Origin of the sequence: Streptomyces sp. NPDC005898, assembly GCF_040629635.1 — a bacterium.
GTDB lineage: Bacteria > Actinomycetota > Actinomycetes > Streptomycetales > Streptomycetaceae > Streptomyces.
This window is the reverse complement of sequence record NZ_JBEXWC010000010.1, coordinates 1-19,018: the sequence shown is the minus strand read 5'-3', so window position 1 is coordinate 19,018 and position 19,018 is coordinate 1. Positions and strand designations below refer to the sequence as shown.

The 19,018-nt window shown below is 66.9% G+C and carries 7 protein-coding genes and 1 pseudogene; 7 read left to right on the top strand and 1 reads right to left on the bottom strand.

Translation table 11 applies throughout. From position 1 onward, the window contains the following. Window positions 1–79 precede the first annotated feature (79 nt). From ABZ385_RS15875 to mobF, 7 genes and pseudogenes are all read left to right on the top strand, one after another. Window positions 80–3,871 carry a LamG-like jellyroll fold domain-containing protein gene (locus ABZ385_RS15875; RefSeq protein WP_358911754.1) on the top strand — a complete coding sequence of 1,264 codons (3,792 nt, stop codon included), beginning with the start codon at window positions 80–82 and terminating at the stop codon, window positions 3,869–3,871. A 97-nt stretch (window positions 3,872–3,968) separates the two neighbouring features. Then, on the top strand, window positions 3,969–10,520 hold the full coding sequence (locus tag ABZ385_RS15870) for an RHS repeat-associated core domain-containing protein (protein ID WP_358911752.1): 6,552 nt from the start codon (window positions 3,969–3,971) through the stop codon (window positions 10,518–10,520). Between the two features lie 111 nt (window positions 10,521–10,631). Then, window positions 10,632–10,877, top strand: a complete 246-nt coding sequence (locus ABZ385_RS15865) for a hypothetical protein (protein ID WP_358911750.1) — start codon at window positions 10,632–10,634, stop codon at window positions 10,875–10,877. Window positions 10,878–11,827: 950 nt separating this feature from the next. Next, the gene (locus ABZ385_RS15860; protein WP_358911748.1) at window positions 11,828–12,157 is read left to right on the top strand and encodes a DEAD/DEAH box helicase family protein; all 330 of its coding nucleotides are present in this window, start codon (window positions 11,828–11,830) and stop codon (window positions 12,155–12,157) included. A gap of 16 nt (window positions 12,158–12,173) precedes the next feature. Further along, complete coding sequence (locus tag ABZ385_RS15855) at window positions 12,174–12,440, top strand: DEAD/DEAH box helicase family protein (RefSeq protein ID WP_358911942.1); 267 nt, start codon at window positions 12,174–12,176, stop codon at window positions 12,438–12,440. Window positions 12,441–12,980: 540 nt separating this feature from the next. Beyond that, window positions 12,981–14,410: pseudogene (locus ABZ385_RS15850) on the top strand (NF041680 family putative transposase). 291 nt (window positions 14,411–14,701) lie between these two features. Continuing rightward, window positions 14,702–16,594, top strand: a complete 1,893-nt coding sequence (gene mobF / locus ABZ385_RS15845; RefSeq protein ID WP_358911940.1) for a MobF family relaxase — start codon at window positions 14,702–14,704, stop codon at window positions 16,592–16,594. Window positions 16,595–17,036: 442 nt separating this feature from the next. On the opposite strand, the gene ABZ385_RS15840 is transcribed toward mobF, so the two are convergent. Then, complete coding sequence (locus ABZ385_RS15840; protein WP_358911746.1) at window positions 17,037–17,846, bottom strand: hypothetical protein; 810 nt, start codon at window positions 17,844–17,846, stop codon at window positions 17,037–17,039. Between the last annotated feature and the right edge of the window lie 1,172 nt (window positions 17,847–19,018).

Below are 19,018 nucleotides of genomic sequence, written 5' to 3'. Positions count from 1 at the left end.
GACCTGTGACTCTGGGGTGGGGACTATGAGGTGGGAGCGGGGGCACCGGGATGCCGGTGCACGAAGACGAACACGCGCTGTGATCGGCGCTGCGACAGGAGCTCTGCTGCTGTCGCTGCTGCCACCAGCGACTCACGCGGCGGCTGACGATGCGCCCGCAAAGGCCCCGGCGACTGGGCTGAACGAACAGTCCGCCTCCGAGCGGGCGGTGGCGTCGGGGGAGCCGGTGGAGGTGACCTCGGAGCGCTCTGAGTACACGACGACGCTGGCGAACCCCGATGGCACGTTCGTCATCACCCAGGCCACCGAGCCTCAGCGTGCCCGAACCGCGGAGGGAGGTTGGCGGGGCATCGACGTAACGCTGGAGAAGCGGTCCGATGGCCGGATCGGTCCGAAGGCGGCTGTGGTGGACTTGTCCTTCTCCGGTGGTGGCAGTGGTGCACAGATGCTGCGGCTGGGCCATGAGGGACAGGGCCTGCGGTTGGGCTGGCCCACCGCTTTGCCCGCACCCTCACTTGACGGTGCGACCGCCACGTACGCGGACGTGCCGATCAAAGGTGTGGATCTGCAGCTGACGGCGACGGCCGAGGGCTACCGCGAGGTGCTGGCCGTCAAGACCGCTGAGGCCGCGGGTAGTCCCGAACTGGAGAAGATCAGACTCACCGCCCAGGGGGAGGGACTAAGCCTGACCCCCGGCGAGGGCGGCGGCCTGCGCGCCGTGGATGGCGATGGCAACGCCGTTTTCCGAGGCCCGGCCGGCCAGATGTGGGACTCCGCTGGCGGCACTGTCCAGCCCCCGCCGGTGCAATTGCGGTCGGCCAAGAAGACTGCGGCTGCCCGGTCGGAACAGGTTCCTGCTCCGCAGCCCGAACAAGAGACCACGCAGAGTCCGGTCCAGCCCGGCGAGGGCGATGCCAGCGCTGAGCTTCCCGTCACAGTCGGCGCCGGCGCGCTCTCCGTCACCCCGGACCTGGATCTGCTGCGCGGCAAGGAGACGGTTTACCCGGTCTACATCGACCCCGCGGTGGGGCTGGGCAAGTCGGAGTGGACGAAGCTGTCCTCGGACGGTGACAAGTTCTGGAAGTTCAGCGAGCCCAAGGGAGTGGGCCGCTGCGGCATCGCGGACGGCTACTACTGCAGCACCAGCGGCTACACGGACCGCATGTACTTCGAGTTTGGCGCTTCCAAACTGTCCGGCAAGCAGGTCCTGGATGCCACGTTCCGTGCCTATGAGACGTGGTCGTTCAACTGCACCCCGCACTGGGTCGACCTGGAGCGTACCGACAACATCTCCGAGGGCACCCGCTGGCCCGGCCCCAGACAACTGAACCAGATGGGTGACCGCTACGTCTCCGCGGGCCGCGGAGATCTGTGCAGCCCTGATCAGCCGAATTCCTGGGTCGAGTTCAACGACAACCCGGACGAGAAGGACGAGGACCTCACCTCTACCGTGCGGGCGCTCGCGGACGGCAAATTCCCGCGACTGACGCTGATGCTGCGCGCCAAGGACGAGGGTGAGCCGCGGGCGTGGAAGCGGTTCGACTCCAATGCCGAACTCAAGGTCTGGTACGTCCACAAGCCCGGTGTGCCCACCTCGGTCGGAGCTATCCCGGGCACGGGCACCAAGGCGTACTGCCGGCCCTCCTCGTCGCCGCTGACGGTGACGACGGAGACGCCAACCGTTCAGGCCCGGGTGCAGACCAAGGTCGAGCAGCACCAGGGCGAGGAAGAGGGCTACCTGCAGGCCGAATTCGTCATGCAGCGCTCCAGCACCGACACGACCTCCGGCAGTTGGTCGCAGGTATGGACCGATTATAAGCCGGACTCAGGCTGGCACCCGGACGGCACACTGGAGAAGACGACCACATCCAAGCGCGCAGACGGCGGTCTGTACCGCTTTAAGACCAGAACCCAGTCGCACTGGAACTACAACGGCAGAGACGGCGACCTGTTCTCGCCGTACTCGTCCTGGTGCTACCTGCGCATCGACTCCACCGCCCCCAAGCCACCGACCATCGTCACCGGCACTCCCTACACCGAGTGCACGACCAACGACTGCGCGCCGCACGGCGGACCGGGCCAGCCGGGCAGCTTCACCTTCAAGCCGAACACGGCCGACAAGGACGTGAAGGCCTACCGTTGGCGGCTGCTGACCTCGGACGCCGATGCCACGAAGACGGTCAATGCGGCCTCGACCAACGCCTCGGTGACGGTCAAGGACGTCAAACCCGGGCTGCCGGGCGCCCAGACTCTCGTGGTGGAAGCCAGTGACCTGAAGCTGGACAGGGACGGGAGGGTGCGCTGGGGCCCGCCGACCGAATTCGCTTTCAAGACCGGCCTTGCCGCCGGGGCGACCGGCCGCTGGCGCTTCGACGACGGCACCCCAGGTTCCACCCTCATGACCGCCAAGGACACCGGCGAGAGCGGCACCCGCCACGATGTGGTCCTGCGTGACGAGCCGGGCACCGGCTGGTCAACCATGGGCCGACGTGGCGCAGGCGACTACGCGCTGCGCCTGAACGACAACATCAGCGCTCCTGACCAGCAGGTCGGCTACGCCTCGACCGATGGGGTACCGGTCAACTCGCAGGACTCCTTCACCGTGTCGGCCTGGGCCTACCTCACCGACAACTCCGCCAACCGCACCGTGTTGGCAGCCCCGGGAGAGCACGGCTCGGCCTTCACCCTCTACTACTCGGCCACGCACAAGAGGTGGGTGTTCAACCGCACCGACCAGGACAAAAATGGGCCCGCTTACATCCGTTCCGTTGCCGATACGGCCAACCCGCCGCTGAGGGTGTGGACCCACCTGGCCGCGGTGTTCGATACCCAGGACGACGGTGACAAGAGCAACGACACCATCCAGCTCTACGTCAACGGCCGGCCCCAGGGCGCCCCGGTCGTGCTGGCGAAGGAGACGGCGACCTACGAGCCATGGACAGCGGACCGCAATTTGATGATCGGCCGTTCAAAGGTCGGCGGCAGCTATGGCGAGTACTTCCTGGGCCGTGTGGACGAGATCGCGACCTGGCAGCAGCCGCTGACGCCCGAGGAGATCCGCGAGGAGAACCGGGCGGAGAAGGGGGAAGTGCCGACCAACGAGCTGGTCGCTCACTGGGATGCCACCATTTCCTCCGGCACCCAGGTCGCCGAGAGCCCGGAAGACCCCGATGACCCGGCCAGCACCTCCTTCCCCTACCGCCGCGGCGGTCTGGCCCTGTCGGGCTCGGGGGCCAGTTTGAGCGGCGAGGACGCCACGGCTCTGGTGCTGAACGGCACCTCCGGATACGCCTCAGGCGATGGCCCGGTGGTCGATGAGACCGGTTCGTTCACGGTTTCCGCGCGGGTGCGGTTGAAGAAGGCGCTGCTGGCGGCCAAACCGGTCGGCTACCGTGGCCTGATCGCTGGACAGTCCACCCCGGCGGGCAAGGAGTCGTCGTGGGCGCTGTGGGTGGAGAAAACGGCTGCCGACGTCTACCAGTGGAAGTTCGGCCGCACCGCTGTTGATGCGAACGGCAAGGTGGTGGACTCCGCGCTCGCTCCGGCCCAGGAGCCGATCGGCGCACAGGAGTGGGACACCTGGGTGGATGTATCCGGCGTCTTCAACGCCGGACAGGACTTCACCGACGACCAAGGCGAGCAGCAGTTCGGCGTCGCCCAGCTGTACGTCGGCCCGTTCGTCCAGCAAGGCGAGGACGACCCGGGACTCGGCACACCGCAGCAAGGCGGCGTGACCCTCTCGGCGGGCCGCGGCTCAGCCAAGGGCGTCACGGGTCACTACCTGCCGGGCGACCTGGCGAAGCTTCGCGTATGGACCGGGGCGATGACGCCGGGACAGGTGAGCAGCCAGATCACTGAGTTCTCACCCTAGGCACTCGCCCGGCTTTCTCCCCCTGTCTTCTTGCTGACTTTCCTTCGACGGCGTGCGGCCACCGGACCACGGGTGGCCGCACGCAAGGAGATGCGTGATGAACCTTCCTGCCTTCGGCCTGCCCTGGACGCGCGACCCCCACAGACTCTCCGCGCGCCCCCGGACCCCGGCTGCGCTCCGGACGCGCCGGATCGCGGCGGTGACCGGCTTCGCGCTCCTGCCGGGCCTGCTGAGCCCGGTCGCGTCCGCCGACGGCACCGACCCGCTGGGCAAGCCCAAGCTGGACGCACCACGCGCATCCAAGGTCACACCGTTCACCGCGAAGGTGAACAAGAAGACGGCCAAGGCAGTGGCGAATGCCGCTGCGGCAGACAAAGCCGCAGCCGACCGTGCCCACGCCGAACAACGCCGCACCGTCACCTGGCCCAAGAGCGGCAAAGCCACCCTGACGCTGTCCAGAAAAGGGAAGGCGACAGCGAGACCAGGGACCCTGCCGCTCACCCTCACCACACCACACCAAGCCAAGAATAGAAAACGGATACCTAGCCTCGACCGGGTCCAGGTCCGTGTCCTGGACCAGCAGGAGACCAAGAAGCTCGGTATCAAGGGCATCGCACTCGCCGCCACAGGCCCCAAAAACGGCGGCGCGGCCCAACTCGGGCTGAGCTATAAGGCCTTCGCCTCCGCCTACGGCGGTGACTGGGCCGGCCGCCTGCAGCTACTGCGTCTGCCGGCCTGCGCCCTCAACGCCCCTGCCAAGACGGCCTGCCGCACCCGCACTCCACTGAAATTCACCAACCACCGCAAGGAGGAGCAGCTCACCGCACCGCTCACCTTCCCCACCGCAGCCAAGAGCGGCACAGCCGAAAGCCGAACCATGGTGCTGGCCCTGGCGGCAGGCACTAAGTCCGGTTCCGGTGACTACAAGGCCACCCCACTGGCCTCCTCCTCTACCTGGGAGGCCGGCGGCTCCTCGGGAACCTTCACCTGGTCCTACCCGCTGCGCACCCCGCCCGCCGCGGCGGGCCCTAAGCCTGACCTGTCGATCTCCTACGACTCCGGCAGCGTGGACGGCCGTACCGCCAACACCAACAATCAGGGCACCGCGATCGGCGAGGGTTTTGACCTCACCTCCTCCTACATCGAGCGCAAGTACGGCTCTTGCGACGATGACGGCCAGGACAAGAAGTACGACCTGTGCTGGAAGTACGACAACGCCTCTCTGGTCCTGAACGGCCAGGCCACCGAGCTGGTCAAGGACGACACAAGCGGCACGTGGCGCCTGAAGAACGACGACGCGTCCACGGTCACCCGCCACACCGGCGCCGACAACGGTGACGACGACGGTGAGTACTGGACCGTCACTACCGGGGAGGGCACCACCTACACCTTCGGCCTGAACAAGCTGGAAGGCGCAGGCGCCGATGAGCGCACCGAATCGGTGTGGACCGTGCCGGTGTTCGGTGACGACGAGGACGAGCCTGGCTACAAGGACGGCTCATCCTTCTCCGGCCGGGACAAGAAGCAGGCCTGGCGGTGGAATCTCGACCTGGTCCAGGACACCCACGCCAATGCCATGACGTACTGGTACCGGGCCGAACACAATAACTACGACAAACTCGGCGACGACACCATCGGTACCGATTACACCCGGGGCGGCTACCTCAAGGAAATGCGCTACGGCCAGCGCGCGGGCGCCCTGTTCTCCGGCAAGCCAGCCGCCTCCAACAAGGTCACCTTCACCTATGCCGAGCGCTGTGATGCTTCAGGGACCGGCTGCGACGAGCTGACAAAGGACACACGCAACAACTGGCCCGATGTGCCCTTCGATACCGTCTGCAAGGACGGCGACAAGTGCACAGGTAACGTCGGCCCTGCCTTCTTCACCCGCAAACGCATGACGGGCATCACCACCTATGCCTGGGACGTAGCCGCTGCCACCCCCGGCTTCGCTGCCGTCGATTCATGGTCACTCCAACAGAGATACCTCGACCCCGGTGACACTGGTGACTCGCATGATCAGGCGCTGTGGCTGGAGGAAATCAAGCACACCGGCAAGCGCGGCACCGACCTCAACCTGGATCCGGTCAGCTTCAGCCATGTGTCCTTGCCCAACCGGGTCGACGGATCAACTGACGACATCATTTCGCTCGACAAACCCCGCCTGTACACCATCACCTCTGAGGCCGGCGCACAGACGATCGTCTCCTACGCCACAGCGGACTGCGTGGCCGGGCAGGCCAAGCCCAAGGTGGACGAGAACACCCGGCGCTGTTACCCGGTGTACTGGTCGCCCAACGGCGAGAAGACACCGATGCTGGACTGGTTCCACAAGTACCCGGTCACCGCAGTCTCCACCACCGACCCACGGGGTGGCTCGGAAGCCGTCCAGCACACGTATCAATACTCCGGGGGTGGCGCCTGGCACTACAACGACGACCCCATGACCCCCGCCAAGGAACGCACCTGGTCGATCTGGCGCGGCTTCGGCAAGGTCACCCACCTCACCGGTGACAAGGACAGCGCTCAGCTCAAAGAGGTCAGCGTCTACCTGCGCGGCATGAACGGCGACCGTGTCCTCGGCACGGACAACAAGACGCCCGACCCGGACAAACGCAAGAGCGTCAAGATGACCGGCATCAAGGCCGCGGACATCACCGACTCCGACCAGTACGCCGGCTTCACCCGCGAAAGCGTCACCTACAACGGCGACACCGAGGTGTCCGGCACCATCAACGACCCCTGGTCGAAGCAGACGGCCACCCAGCACAAGTCGTATGCGGACACCGAGGCCTACTACGTCCGCACCGCTGCCAGCCAGGCCCGCACCAACATCACCAGCACTGCGACGCCCCGCGACCGCATCCGCACCACCAAGACCACCTACGACGACTTCGGCATGGCCGAAACCGTCGAGGACAACGGCGACGACGCCATCCCGGGCGACGAGACCTGCACCCGCACCTGGTACGCGCGCAACAACGACAAAGACGTCAGCATCAACTCCCTGGTCGCCCGCACCCGCACCGTCGCCAAGACGTGCGCAGTCACCGGCCCGGACCTGGACCTGCCGGCCGACTCCGGCAAACCCGGTGACGTGATCGCCGACACGGCCACCGTGTATGACAATCCACAGGCCACCACCTGGTCGCCCTCCCAGGTACCGACGAAGGGCGAGGCCACCTGGACCGGGCGCGCCAAGGCCTACACCACCAACAACAATCCCATCTGGCAGAAGACGGCGACTACGAGCTACGACGCCCTGGGCCGCCCGCTGGTGATCAAGGACACCAACGACCTGACCACAGCAACCACCACCTACACCCCGACCGCTGCCGGCCCACTGACCTCCAGCACCGTCACGAACTCCAAGCAGCACAAGGTCACCACCACCCTCGATTTCGCGACCGGTGCGCCGGTGAAGGTCACCGACCCGAACGAGAAGGTCACCGAGACCGAGTACGACAGCCTGGGCCGGGTCACCAAGGTCTGGCTGCCCAACCGCTCCAGGACGCTGAACAAGACACCCAACTACGTCTACGACTACAAGGTCACCAGCAAGGACCTCTCCTGGGTGTCCACCGGCACACTCCAGGGTGACGGCTCCGGCTACAACACCACCTACGAGTTCTACGACTCCTTGCTGCGCACCCGTCAGACTCAGACCCCGACCCCAGTCGGCGGCCGGCTCGTCTCGCTGACGCTCTACGACGACCGCGGACTGGCCGTCAGCGCGCAAGGTGACATCTGGGACAACACCTCCCCGCCGTCCGCCTCTGTCGCACAGACCGAGGGCAGCCAGGCCCCCGTCCAGACCGACACGACCTACGACGGAGCAGGCCGCGCCACCAAGGCAGTCACCAAGAACTACGGCGTCACCCGCTGGACCACCCACAGCACCTACACCGGCGACACGGTGACCACCAGCGCCCCCACCGGCGGCCAGGCCACCGCGGAAGTCACCAACGCCCTGGGCCAGCTGACACAGCGCCGCGAATACGGTGGCCCGCAGCCCACCGGTACCGACTTCACCACCACCGACTACACCTATACCTCCGCAGGCGAGCAGAAGACCGTCACAGGCCCTGACGAGGCCAAGTGGTCTTACAACTATGACCTGTTCGGCCGCCTGGTCGCTGCCGACGACCCGGACAAGGGCACGACCCGCACCACCTACGACTCCCTCGACAGGCCCGTCACCACCACGGACGAGGAAGACAACAAGCTCCTCACCGAGTACGACGACCTGAACCGCAAGACGGGTCTGTGGCAGACCGACAAGACCGATGCCAACAAGCTCGCCGCCTGGACCTTCGACACCCTCGCCAAGGGACAGCAGGACACGGCCGTCCGCTATGACGGCGGCACGAGCGGCAAGGTGTACACACAGAAGGTCACCCAGTACGACAGTCTCTACCAGGCCATGGGCAACCAGCTGACACTGCCCGACGACGACCCGCTCGTAAAGGCGGGTGTACCCAAGTCGTTCGCCTTCACTACCGGTTACCGCCTGGACGGCACCATCAGCCAGGCCTCCCAGCCCGCGGTCGCAGGCCTGGCAGCGGAAACGGTCAGCTACACCTACAACGCCACCGGCCACCAGACCAAATCGGTGGGCACCAACGGCTACCTCCTGAACGCCGTGCACTCCCCACAAGGCGACCTGCGCCAGCAGACATTGGGCACGAGTGATGCCAGTTCAGCCAAGAAGGCTTACCTGAACTATGACTACGAACCGGGCACCCGCCGTCTGACCCGCTCCTACGTCACCGACGACGTCCACGGCTTCATGCCGCAGGAGCTGAAGTACGCCCAGGACGACGCCGGCAACGTCACCTCCATCTTCGACGCCACCATCCAGGGCGGCACCGCCAAGCCCGACCACCAGTGCTTCACCTACGACGGCCACCGCCGCCTCACGGAGGCCTGGACCCCCAAAACCGCCGACTGCGCCACCACGGGCCGCACCACCTCCAACATCGACGGCGCAGCCCCGTACTGGACCAGCTACACCTACAACGAGTCCGGCCAGCGCAAAAAGGAAACCCAGCACGCCGGCACGGGTGACAAGACCACCGACTACACCTACCGCACCGACCTGAACCAGCCCCACCCGCTGGTCAAGACCGAAACAGTCGGCAAGACCCAGACTTACACCTACGACAAGACCGGCAACACCACCTCCCGCCCCGACGGCAGCGCCCAGCAGACCCTCACCTGGAACACCGAGGGCAAACTCGCCCGGACGACAGAGGGCCCGGCGCAGACGGACTACTTGTACGACGCAGACGGCGAACTCCTCATCCGCCGCGCCAAGGGTGACGGCGACACGGTTCTCTACCTCGGCGCAACCGAGGTCCGCCTCACGGCAAAGGGCACCGCCAAGACCCTCTCCGGCAGCCGCTACTACACGGCCAACGGCCAGACCATCGCCGTTCGCACGGCCACAGCCGGCACATCAGGAACGAAGCTCAACTTCCTGGCCGCCGACCACCACGGAACAGCCAGCCTCGCTCTGGACGCCACCACCTACGCCACCACCTACGCCACCACCAAGCGCTACACCACGCCCTTCGGCGCCCCCCGTGGCGAGAAGACCACCAACTGGCCCGACGACAAGGCATTCCTGGGTAAGCCGGCAGACACTGCGACCGGCCTGACCCACGTGGGCGCCCGCGAATATGACCCGAGCACCGGGCAGTTCCTCAGCGTCGACCCGCTCCTCCAAACCGAGGTCCACCAGACCCTCAACGGCTACAGCTACGGAGCGCAAAATCCGCTGAGCAACGCTGATCCCAGCGGCCTCGGCTTGAAGTGTGGCGGAAGCGATCCGGCCTGCCCCAAGCATGGGAACGACGGCCACGAAGCTAATGGCGGAAGCGGCTATGGCGGTGGCGGCGGTGGGGGTGGCGGTCGCGGTGGTACTGCGCCCACCACTTCCTCCGGACACACTAGTGGCAACGGGCGAAGCCTGAACCTGGGGCAATGCTTTCCTACGCTGGGATGCGGGACCATGGATGCCTACCGCCCTGGTCCTGCAGACTCCAAAGCAGGAGGTGAATTCTTCCTCGGGCTGATCAGTCCCCTCGTGCATACGTCCGAATATATTGGTGCAATCGTCGACCGTGAATGTCGCGACGTAGACAACTGTACATACGGTGAAGATTATGATAAATGGGTCGCCGGTAAGGGTTACGACATTGAAAGCGACTCGTATCTAGTACCCAGTGCGCTAGCTGCGTTCTTTGGGTCCAGAGTGGGTAGTGCGAGTAAGCCAAGCGCAAGACGCTTTCGTGGATTCCCCAAAACCGGAAAACCCATTTCTGGGCGTCTTCCTGACCGGGGTCAAACCTCACTCTATGCTCTTGTGCAACCTCGTACAGGTAAGCTCCTTAAGTGGGGCATATCGAAGGATCCTGTCGGTAGATACAAGAACAGTGAGTATGAGAATGGTACTCGTATGCAAATAGTTAAAAATTACGACTCCTGGAAGGATGCATATGATGCCGAGTGGTATATGACCTCGCGGCATCCCGGGCCGCTGAATCTGGAGCCTCATAGAGGGTCGGTTAAGTCGGAGCAGTCATGGCAGAAGGATCTGCAGTACGTGACTGGCGGCAGATTTTTTGCCGATCGCGACGGCGGGTAAAATTAGAAATGGCGGGTAAGGTGAGACCTGTTATGTCTATTGGGAGAAGCGATGTTGGCTAATGAGGCCTCATATTTCGTCCAGTCTGAGGACGGGGTGACCTTCGATGGAATGTCTGAGGATCTGCTATTTGACATGATTGCCGATCTTCATATTCCGGATAATTCATTCATTACGGTGCAGTCTCGCGATCCGCATAATGACTGGTATGTGGTGATTGCTTTGATAGAAGAAGGCGGGCTAGAGGTGGAATATCGACATCCGGGTAGGGAAGAGCATCGAGTGGTTCAGGGGCTGGCGCCTTCCCGCGTTGCATTGGACGTGACCGTGTGGGTTTCGGCCACTGTGGGAAACTGAGCCCCCGAGCTCACCTGCGTGAAGGTCCGATTCGCGCGTGAAAGTGGCCGAAGATCCCAGGGGCAGGGGCAGGGGCAGGGGCAGGGGCAGGGGCAGGGGCAGGGGCAGGGGCAGGGGCAGGTGAGGATGTCGTGGGGTGTCGATACGGCACGACCGGCAGGCGACGCCGCTTCGCCCGCCACCGCGCCAGCCGCCTGCCACAAGGCCTGCGCGAGGGCGGCCTCCCGGCCGGTGCTGATCTTGGGGTCGTCCACGGTTAACGCGGGCAGCGCGTGCGCCAGCACCGCCGGCTGAATCCCGCACAGTTCGGCGAGCACAGCCCGTCCGGCCTCGTTGAGGACGACCTCGGCGCCGGCCTGCACGCCGCCGGCGTCGTTGCCGGCGGCGGAGTTGCGGCACGCCCACAGCCGCAGCACCCGGGAGCCGGCAGGCCGTAGCGGTCCGCGGCCCGGCTGATCAGCGACGAGGTCAGTTCCCTGGCTAGCGGCACGGTCCGTAAGGCTCCTGCTGCCACAGCTCTCCCCGATGCCCTTTCTGCTCGACATGGATGAGAACCTGCACGTCGTCGCCGTGACATCCGTGCCGGGCGGCTACGTGGTCACCCAGCCCCCTGGGGATACGCGACGGAGAGGACGGGCGTGCTGACCCGATTGTCCGCCAACACCCTCTGCTACGGCTCTACGCCAATCCCAAGAGCGGCAACCAGGGCAGCATCACCCGCAACGGAATCATCGAGGGCTCAGACCTGCCCCCGGCGGAGGACTCGACGAGAACGACACCTTCGCGCAAGTGCTGGCCTCCTACCTCTACCGGCACAACGCCGTCGCCTATGCCTGCGCCTCCACAGGCCTGCGCTCGACCGACAGGCGCACCGTGACCGGACCGCCCGATGCGTAGGTCGAACTGCCCCGCCGCGACTACTGGGCCACTGACTCGAAAGAAGAGCTGACATGACTGTGGTGGAACTGCCGCGCCTCGGCCGCCGCTCTGAGCCCGCGCGGCTCTTTCCCGACCAGGCCGAGGCGGTCGAGCGGCTGGCACGGCACCTGCGGCGCGCCGGAACGCGGGCGCTGTTCGTGTCGGCGACGGGCACCGGCAAGACGCTGGTGTCGATCCGCATCGCAGACGAACTCGACGCGCGGCTGGGGCTGTTCGTGATCCCCACCCTGGACCTGGCGGCGCAGACGAAGCTGGCCTGGCGCCGCGACGGTCACCTGGAGCACATGGTGATCATCTCCTTCCTGGACACCGCGGGCCGCGACTGGGGGAGGGGAGGATGACATCCCCGCTTTGACGGTGATCTGCACCTACGACTCCCTGAACAAGATCCAGGAAACCCAGCGCACGGGGTACGCGGTGCCGCCGTTCGACCTCGCGGTCATGGACGAGGCACACCGGATCGCGGGGCGGGCCGACAAGAAGTGGGCAAACGTCAACGACGCCCAGCGCATCCTCGCCGACCGACGCCTCTACACGACCGCCACCCCTCGCATCTTCGCCGCCCCCGAACTGGCCGAGTCCGCCGACCACCCGCCCCCGCCGCCGTGCCGAACCAGGAGCTGAAGGTGGACGTGTTCGCCAATTCCCAAGACAACGAGCCCATCGAGCGAAGGTCGAAGGGGCGACGCGTGCTGCTGCGGACCTGGTGCCGTCACAGCTGAGGAACCAGAATTGCTACGTCCGAGGGCGAACGCGACGTTCTCGGACTGGCTCTCGTATAGCAGGCCGGCCTTCCCCACGGTGTCGACCAGGCCCTCGTGCCGGGCGTAGTGAGGGGCGTCGGTCAGCCCGGCCTCCAGGCAGCCCAGTCGGCGCAGGAAGCGTTCCATGTCGACCGGCCCGCCCTCACAATGTGGCTGGCTCGATGGCCGATCGGCCGAGGCGCACGTGGCAGCGCTCGACCCGGGTTCGAGAACAGTCTCTGACCTTGTCGTCTAACAACCGGTGTCGAACGCGGCTCGAACTTGGTCGGCGTTTTCGTAGTTCGGCGGACGTGTAGGTGGCCTTCGTCTGATCCTTTGCTCCGTCACAGAGTGGATCAGCGCGAAGGCCGTGGTCGTGAGTTTGGTGCATCAGGGCGTCCTGCGGGATGCGTTCGCGGAAATGTCACACTTCCGGTCGGAGCTGTACGCGTGTCTGACTGCGCGGGGCGACGGTTGTTCGAGTTGTGCGACGCGCTGCTGTGCACGGAGGGGCCGGTGCGGACGCTGGTCGATCTGGCTCTCGCGCCTGAACACCGCCGTGGGCACGGGGCTCTGTACGGCGGACTCAACCAGGGCCGGATCGACGTCGCCCGGTTGCGCCGGGCCCTGGCCGGGGTGCCGTTGCCGAGGGCGGCTGACGGCCGGCTCGTGCTGGCTGTGGATGTCTCGCCGTGGTTGCGGCCGGACGCCAACACATGTGCTGACCGGGCCTTTTGCCACACCTTCGGCCGGGGTGAGGGCAAGCATCAGATGGTGCCCGGATGGCCGTACTCGGTGGTGGCCGCGCTGGAGAGCGGTCGCACGTCCTGGACGGCGGTGCTGGACGCGGTCCGCCTGGAGCCCGGCGCCGACGTCGCCGCGGTCACCACGGTGCAGATCCGCGAGGTCGTCGAGCGGCTCGTTGCCGCCGGCCAGTGGCGGCCGGGTAACCCGGAGGTCCTGGTCGTGCTCGACGCCGGATACGACGCCCCGCGCATCGCCCACCTGCTGGGCGACCTGCCCGTCGAGATCCTCGGCCGGCTCCGTTCAGACCGGGTGATGCGGCGTCTGACGCCTTCCCGCAAGGAGTTCCACCTGGCCAACCCAAAGGGCGGCCGGCCACCCAAGCGCGGCGGCGAGTTCGTCTTCGGAGACTCCACGACCTGGGGCGTCGAGCAGGCCGTGACGGTCACGGACACCCGGCTCTACGGGAAGGCGACCGCGCAGGCGTGGGACCGGCTGCACCCGCGGCTGACCCGCCGGGCCGCATGGCTCGACCACGACGGGCCGCTGCCCGTCATCGAGGGCACGGTCATCCGCCTGGTCGTTCAGACGCTGCCCAGCGGCGGGGTCAACAAGCCGGTCTGGCTGTGGTGGTCGGGCACCGGCGCCGCCGAAGCGGATGTTGACCGCTGCTGGCAGTCCTTCCTCCGCCGTTTCGACATCGAGCACACATTTCGCCTGTTCAAGCAGACCCTCCGGTGGACCAAGCCCCGGCTCCGCAGCTCGGAAGCGGCCGACCGGTGGACCTGACTGGTGATCGCCGCCTATACCCAGCTCCGGCTCGCCCGACCGCTCGCCGCCGACCTCCGCAGGCCCTGGGAGAGGCCGCCAGAGGCGAACAGGCTGACGCCCGCTCGCGTCCGCAAAGGGTTCAGAAACCTGCACGCGAAGACCGGGTCTCCGGCAGGTGCACCGAAACCTTCCCGGCCGGGGCCAGGCAGGCCGCCGGGCTCGAAGAACCGCCGCCCGGCCGCCCGGCACGACGTGGGCAGAGTTTTCGCTACCGGCGAGGCATGCAGTCGTCCCGCTCACCACAAAGTCGGTACGAAACCGCGTCGAACTGGATAAATGACAAGCTTAGTGGTGCTTGTTGGTGTCGTTTGGGGCGTGAGGTGAGGGCTGCCGGAGAGCGATGACATTCGCTTCCGGCCTGGGGCCGCTTCCCGCCCGGCGGGCGCCGAAGAAGAAAAGTCCAGCCGCTGCTCCCGCCTGGCGGGACGTGCTGTTGATCGGCTCTTCTGGCAGGTCAGGGCCGTGTGGCGTGGTCTGCATAACAGTTGATATCAGGGTGATCCGGGCCGGTCAGATGTACCGCTACTACCTGCGCGAGACCGTCGTCGGCGACGGCCGCCGCCCGGCCTGCACGCCGCTGCGCGCCGTGCAGGAGCAGACCGGTGTCCCGGCCGGGCGCTGGATGGGCCGCGGCCTTGCCGCGCTCGGACTCGCGCCGGTGAGGAGGTCACCGAGGCGCAGCTGCGGAACCTGTTCGGCGAGCGGGGCCGCCATCCGTACGCGGACCGGATCGAGGCCGACCGGCTCGCCGCGGGCGACTCCCCGAAGAAGGCGTATCGGGCCGGCGCTCTCGGACGCCGGGTGACGGTGACCGGGGTCGACTTCGTGTTCCGGCCACAGCCGACGATCTACCTCCTGTGGGCGTTCGGGGATGAGGAGACGCGGCGGGTGATCGAGGCCGCGCACGAGCGGGCGATCGTACGGGTGCTGGAGTGGATCGAGGACGAGGTGGCGGTGATCCGGTACGGCAAGGACGGCATCTACCGGGTGAGGCCGCCCGGCGGTCTGGTTGCCGCCCGCTTCCGCCACTACGAGGCGAGGTCGGGTCGGCCCTTGCTCCATGACCATCTGCTGCTGTCGGTGAAGGGGCAGCGCCTGGACGGGAAGTGGGGCTCGATCCACACCACGGCCCTGCATGAGAACACGGTCGCGGCCTCCGCGCTCTACAACGAGCTGGTCGCCTCCGAGGTCTGCGAGGCGCTGGGGCTGGCGACCGAGCCGCGCACCGTCACCCCGGGACGCCGCCCCGTGATGGAGATCGCCGGGGTGCCGCACGAGCTGATCCGCTGGACCTCCCGGCGCAGCGACCAGATCGCCGCCTGCCTGACCGAGCTGGAGCACGAGTACGTCACCGCCGTCGACGACGACGGCGAGCCGCTGTTCCTGCCCGTGGTCTCCGAGCGGGCCCGCGCCAAGCTGAATGCCATCGCTGCCCGCAAGACCCACCCGCCCAAGCAGTGGGCCCGGCCGCTCGCGCAGCTGCGCGCGTGGTGGAAGGCGAGCGCGAACCTCACCTCCGGTGTCGCCGCCGCCGTCATCACCTCCCTCCTCGAGTACGCCCGCGCCGCAGCCGCCGCGATCCGGGCCCGGGTCGCCGCCGTGGTCGACGTCGCCCTGGCGGCCGTCGACGTCACCGCGACCGTGTTCGTGATGAACGACGGCGCCCGATTCCACCGCCGCCACCTCCTCGCCGAAGCCCGCCGCCACCTCGCCCTCGTCCTGCGCGGCCGCCGCCGCGATCCCGGCCTGGACGACCAGGTCGTGGCCGCCACCATCTCCGCTCACTGCCTGGACATCAGCGAGCCGAAGACCGTACGCGGCCTGGAGGCCGGCTATCGCCTCTACACCGCCCGGTGGGCCCTGTCCGACCTCCTCGCCCGGCGCCGATCTCCGACCGCCGCGCCCGACCCGGACCGGCACCCCCCGGCCGACCCGGGCGAGCCGGCTGCGCCCCGGCCGCCGGGCCAGGACGTGGACGTGGACGTGGGGGAGTGGGAGATCCCCCGCATCCCGCTCCAGTACGACCGGGCCGTCCTCGCCGGTGCGGTAGTGCGGGAGAAGTTGCACACCACCACGGCCGCCGCCGTGCGGGGCCGGGCGTACGACGTCGTCGCCCACCAGCAGGCGGCGATGCCCGAGCAGCTGCTCGCGCCCGAGCCGGCCGACCCCGAGCACGACGACCAGGAGCAGAAGCCAGGCCGCCGCGAGGCGCTGGACATGACGGCGCTGCGGGCCCTGCGGGAATCGCGCACGGACGTCGAAGCCCTTGATGTCACCGCCGAACGCCTGCGCCACCTCCAGGACGCGTTCAGCGAGGCGGCCGACCGGGCCCACTCCACGATGAATCGCTACACGCGCCGCGACGACACCGAGACGCCGCACCCGGTGCGCCGGGACGATCAGCAGGCGCACCACCCGCAGGATCCGGGACCGCACCGCGGCCGGGAGGCCGGCCACTGAGTGGACCCGATGGTGCGCACCCGGTGTGGTGGTGCGCACCGACGCTGCCCGGCTCCACTCCACTGAGTGGAGTCCATCATCCGGGAGTGGACGCCACCGTGCTCGTCATCCACTTCACCGAGTGGAGCCCACCGGGTGGGAGCGGAAGCCATCGACGGGAGTGGGGCCGCGCATCCACCCGGTGCGTTTCTCCTTGACCTCGGCTCAGGTCAAGGAGAAACGCACCGCCTTCACCCGGGCCCACTCCACCCAGGCCCACTCCACCGCACCGCGTCGTCGGTGCGCACCACTCCCGCGCGCCGGCCGCACCGGTGCGCACCGCCTACCGAGTGGAGGCCCACCGGACGGACGGTGGTGCGCACCGGATGGGCTCGGTGCGCACTAGATGGGCGTACCACCGCTTGAGAAGATCCTCGATCTCGATGGTCGCCTCGGATGTCCTTCAGTAAGGGGCCGTGGCTCGTCGGCGGTAGAGATCGAAGGCGTGATCCACCATGTCGAGCGTGAACCGGGTGATGACGAGCAGGGCTTGGACGGACCCGGTGAGCCTGACCCAGCCAACCTGCCCATCGGTGGCTGTGACCACTCGGTCCAGGACGGCGAGCGTGCCGGACAGGTCCCCGTGTGCGAGGGAGCTGCACGCACTCCAGTAGAGCTCGGCCTGTTCGCCGCCGAGCGAAGTGCGTGAGCCGGCGTCGTTGACGATGGCTCCGTAGCCGGGCAGTCTCAGCTTGCCCTTCGACAGCTGGTCTTCGGGGAACCCTGCGGCGCCTAGAAGCAGCAGGATTCGCTGCCGCGTTGGCTCGCCGTCCAATGGCGCTCCCATCAGTTCACCTTTGGCTTCGTTGCTCTTCGTATCGGCGAGCTGCATCACCAACCGGCGCCAGACCCTCTCGCTACGGCGAGGGGCGCCGAGGAGCCATACAGCTCTGGCTGTGTTCTCCAAGGCAGCACGCAAGAGGGCGAAGGGGGCATGAGTATGGATCGTCAGTTCCCTCACGCGGCCACTCCCAGGGCCCTTCACCAGGGTCACCAGGGCCTGAAGATGGTCGACGGCAACGACGAGGGCCAGGTGGGCGCTGTGCGAGAGCTGGTACGGATCCGTCTGCTTGTCGTCGCCAGCCAGCGGACTACGCGGTTGCACATGCCATCCGCTCCAGTTTGTGCTGGTTCGCTCGCCAAGCGAAGGCACCCTTTCGAAGTGCCGCAGCAGGGCCCTCAGAAGGGCTTGCTCATCAGGTGTCACCGGCATGGAGAAAGGCTAGGGTTCGACCCCTTTACCCGTCAGGGCATATGCGAAAGCGCTCCCGCACTTCGGGTCCGATGACCTCGGGCTTCCCTCCCCCAACGCTGCCTGTCACCGTCGAGCCTGAACCGTTCCCGTCCGCAGGGCGTCCATACGGGCACCCTGACCCGTGGAGCCGCTGCACCATGAGCACATCCGAACCGCCGCCTTGGCCGCACTGCGCACGCGGTGCAGACCCTGAGCCCGCGCTGCGGACCGCCACCCGGGTCTTCCCGGACCCGGTCGCCATGATCACTTGTGTCCGCAGTCCTCGTTCCGGTACAAGTGATCGTGCGGGCAACTCCAGGGCGCCCACGACCGCATCAGTGGCTTCTCGCTGGGCTGCCTCGCGCGGGTCAGTGTGGCTTGTGGTCGGCATTGTTTGAGCCTTCTCCTGGATGCCGTCCGGTCGATGAATGGAAACCCATAGTCTTGCAGTCGATTCTCAGGTGGTGAACTCTGAGTCCAGAGTCTATCTCCCCTACGAGAATGAAGCACGCTAGTGCAGCTCACTTCCAGCTTCGCCGGGTACCTGCTGCTCCCTGTCGGTTCTTCAAGACTCGGTCATCCCTCTTGTCTTTCTGTTGGGGTGGGGGGTGTGGTTGGGGGTAGGGGGTTGGTATGGCACCGAAGATGGAATACCTCATGTCCCTGCGGGCCGTACGCCAGCTGCGCCGGACTCGCCTCTTCTATTCGGGAGGTGTCCTGTTGTGGGCGGCTACCGCTTTGTGGACGGGTTGGACTCATCCCGGGAGCCGTCAGATGTGGGTCTCGCTGCTCTTCCTGGTGGTTTTCACTGGCCTGCTCGCTGCTACTTCTGTGTGGCTGCACCGTCTCCAGGCGGCCTCTGGGCGCAAGCCGGCGCATCATTCCGCACCCCGGCGGGCGACCGCTTGACCGCACCTCCCTATGGCTAGCCCTGGCCCGCATCAGCGGGCCAGGGACTGGAGGCGTAGCCGGAAGGTCCGTGCCGGGGGAGCGCAGCGGACCCGGGCATAGCCGCCTGGAGCGCAGCGGAAGGCGGGCCGCGGGATGAAGTCCCGCGAGCTCCGGGAGCGCAGCGAACGGAGCCTCAACCCGATTGCGCAGCAATCAGGTTGAGGTGGGACGCGCAGCGTCCCACAGTGTTCCCGCGGAGC

Bases quoted from the DNA above. Each gene is read 5' to 3' on its own strand.
- ABZ385_RS15870 (WP_358911752.1), top strand. From the start codon at position 3,969: ATGAACCTTCCTGCCTTCGGCCTGCCCTGGACGCGCGACCCCCACAGA.
- ABZ385_RS15865 (WP_358911750.1), top strand. From the start codon at position 10,632: ATGTCTGAGGATCTGCTATTTGACATGATTGCCGATCTTCATATTCCG.
- ABZ385_RS15860 (WP_358911748.1), top strand. From the start codon at position 11,828: ATGACTGTGGTGGAACTGCCGCGCCTCGGCCGCCGCTCTGAGCCCGCG.
- ABZ385_RS15840 (WP_358911746.1), bottom strand. From the start codon at position 17,846: ATGCCGGTGACACCTGATGAGCAAGCCCTTCTGAGGGCCCTGCTGCGG.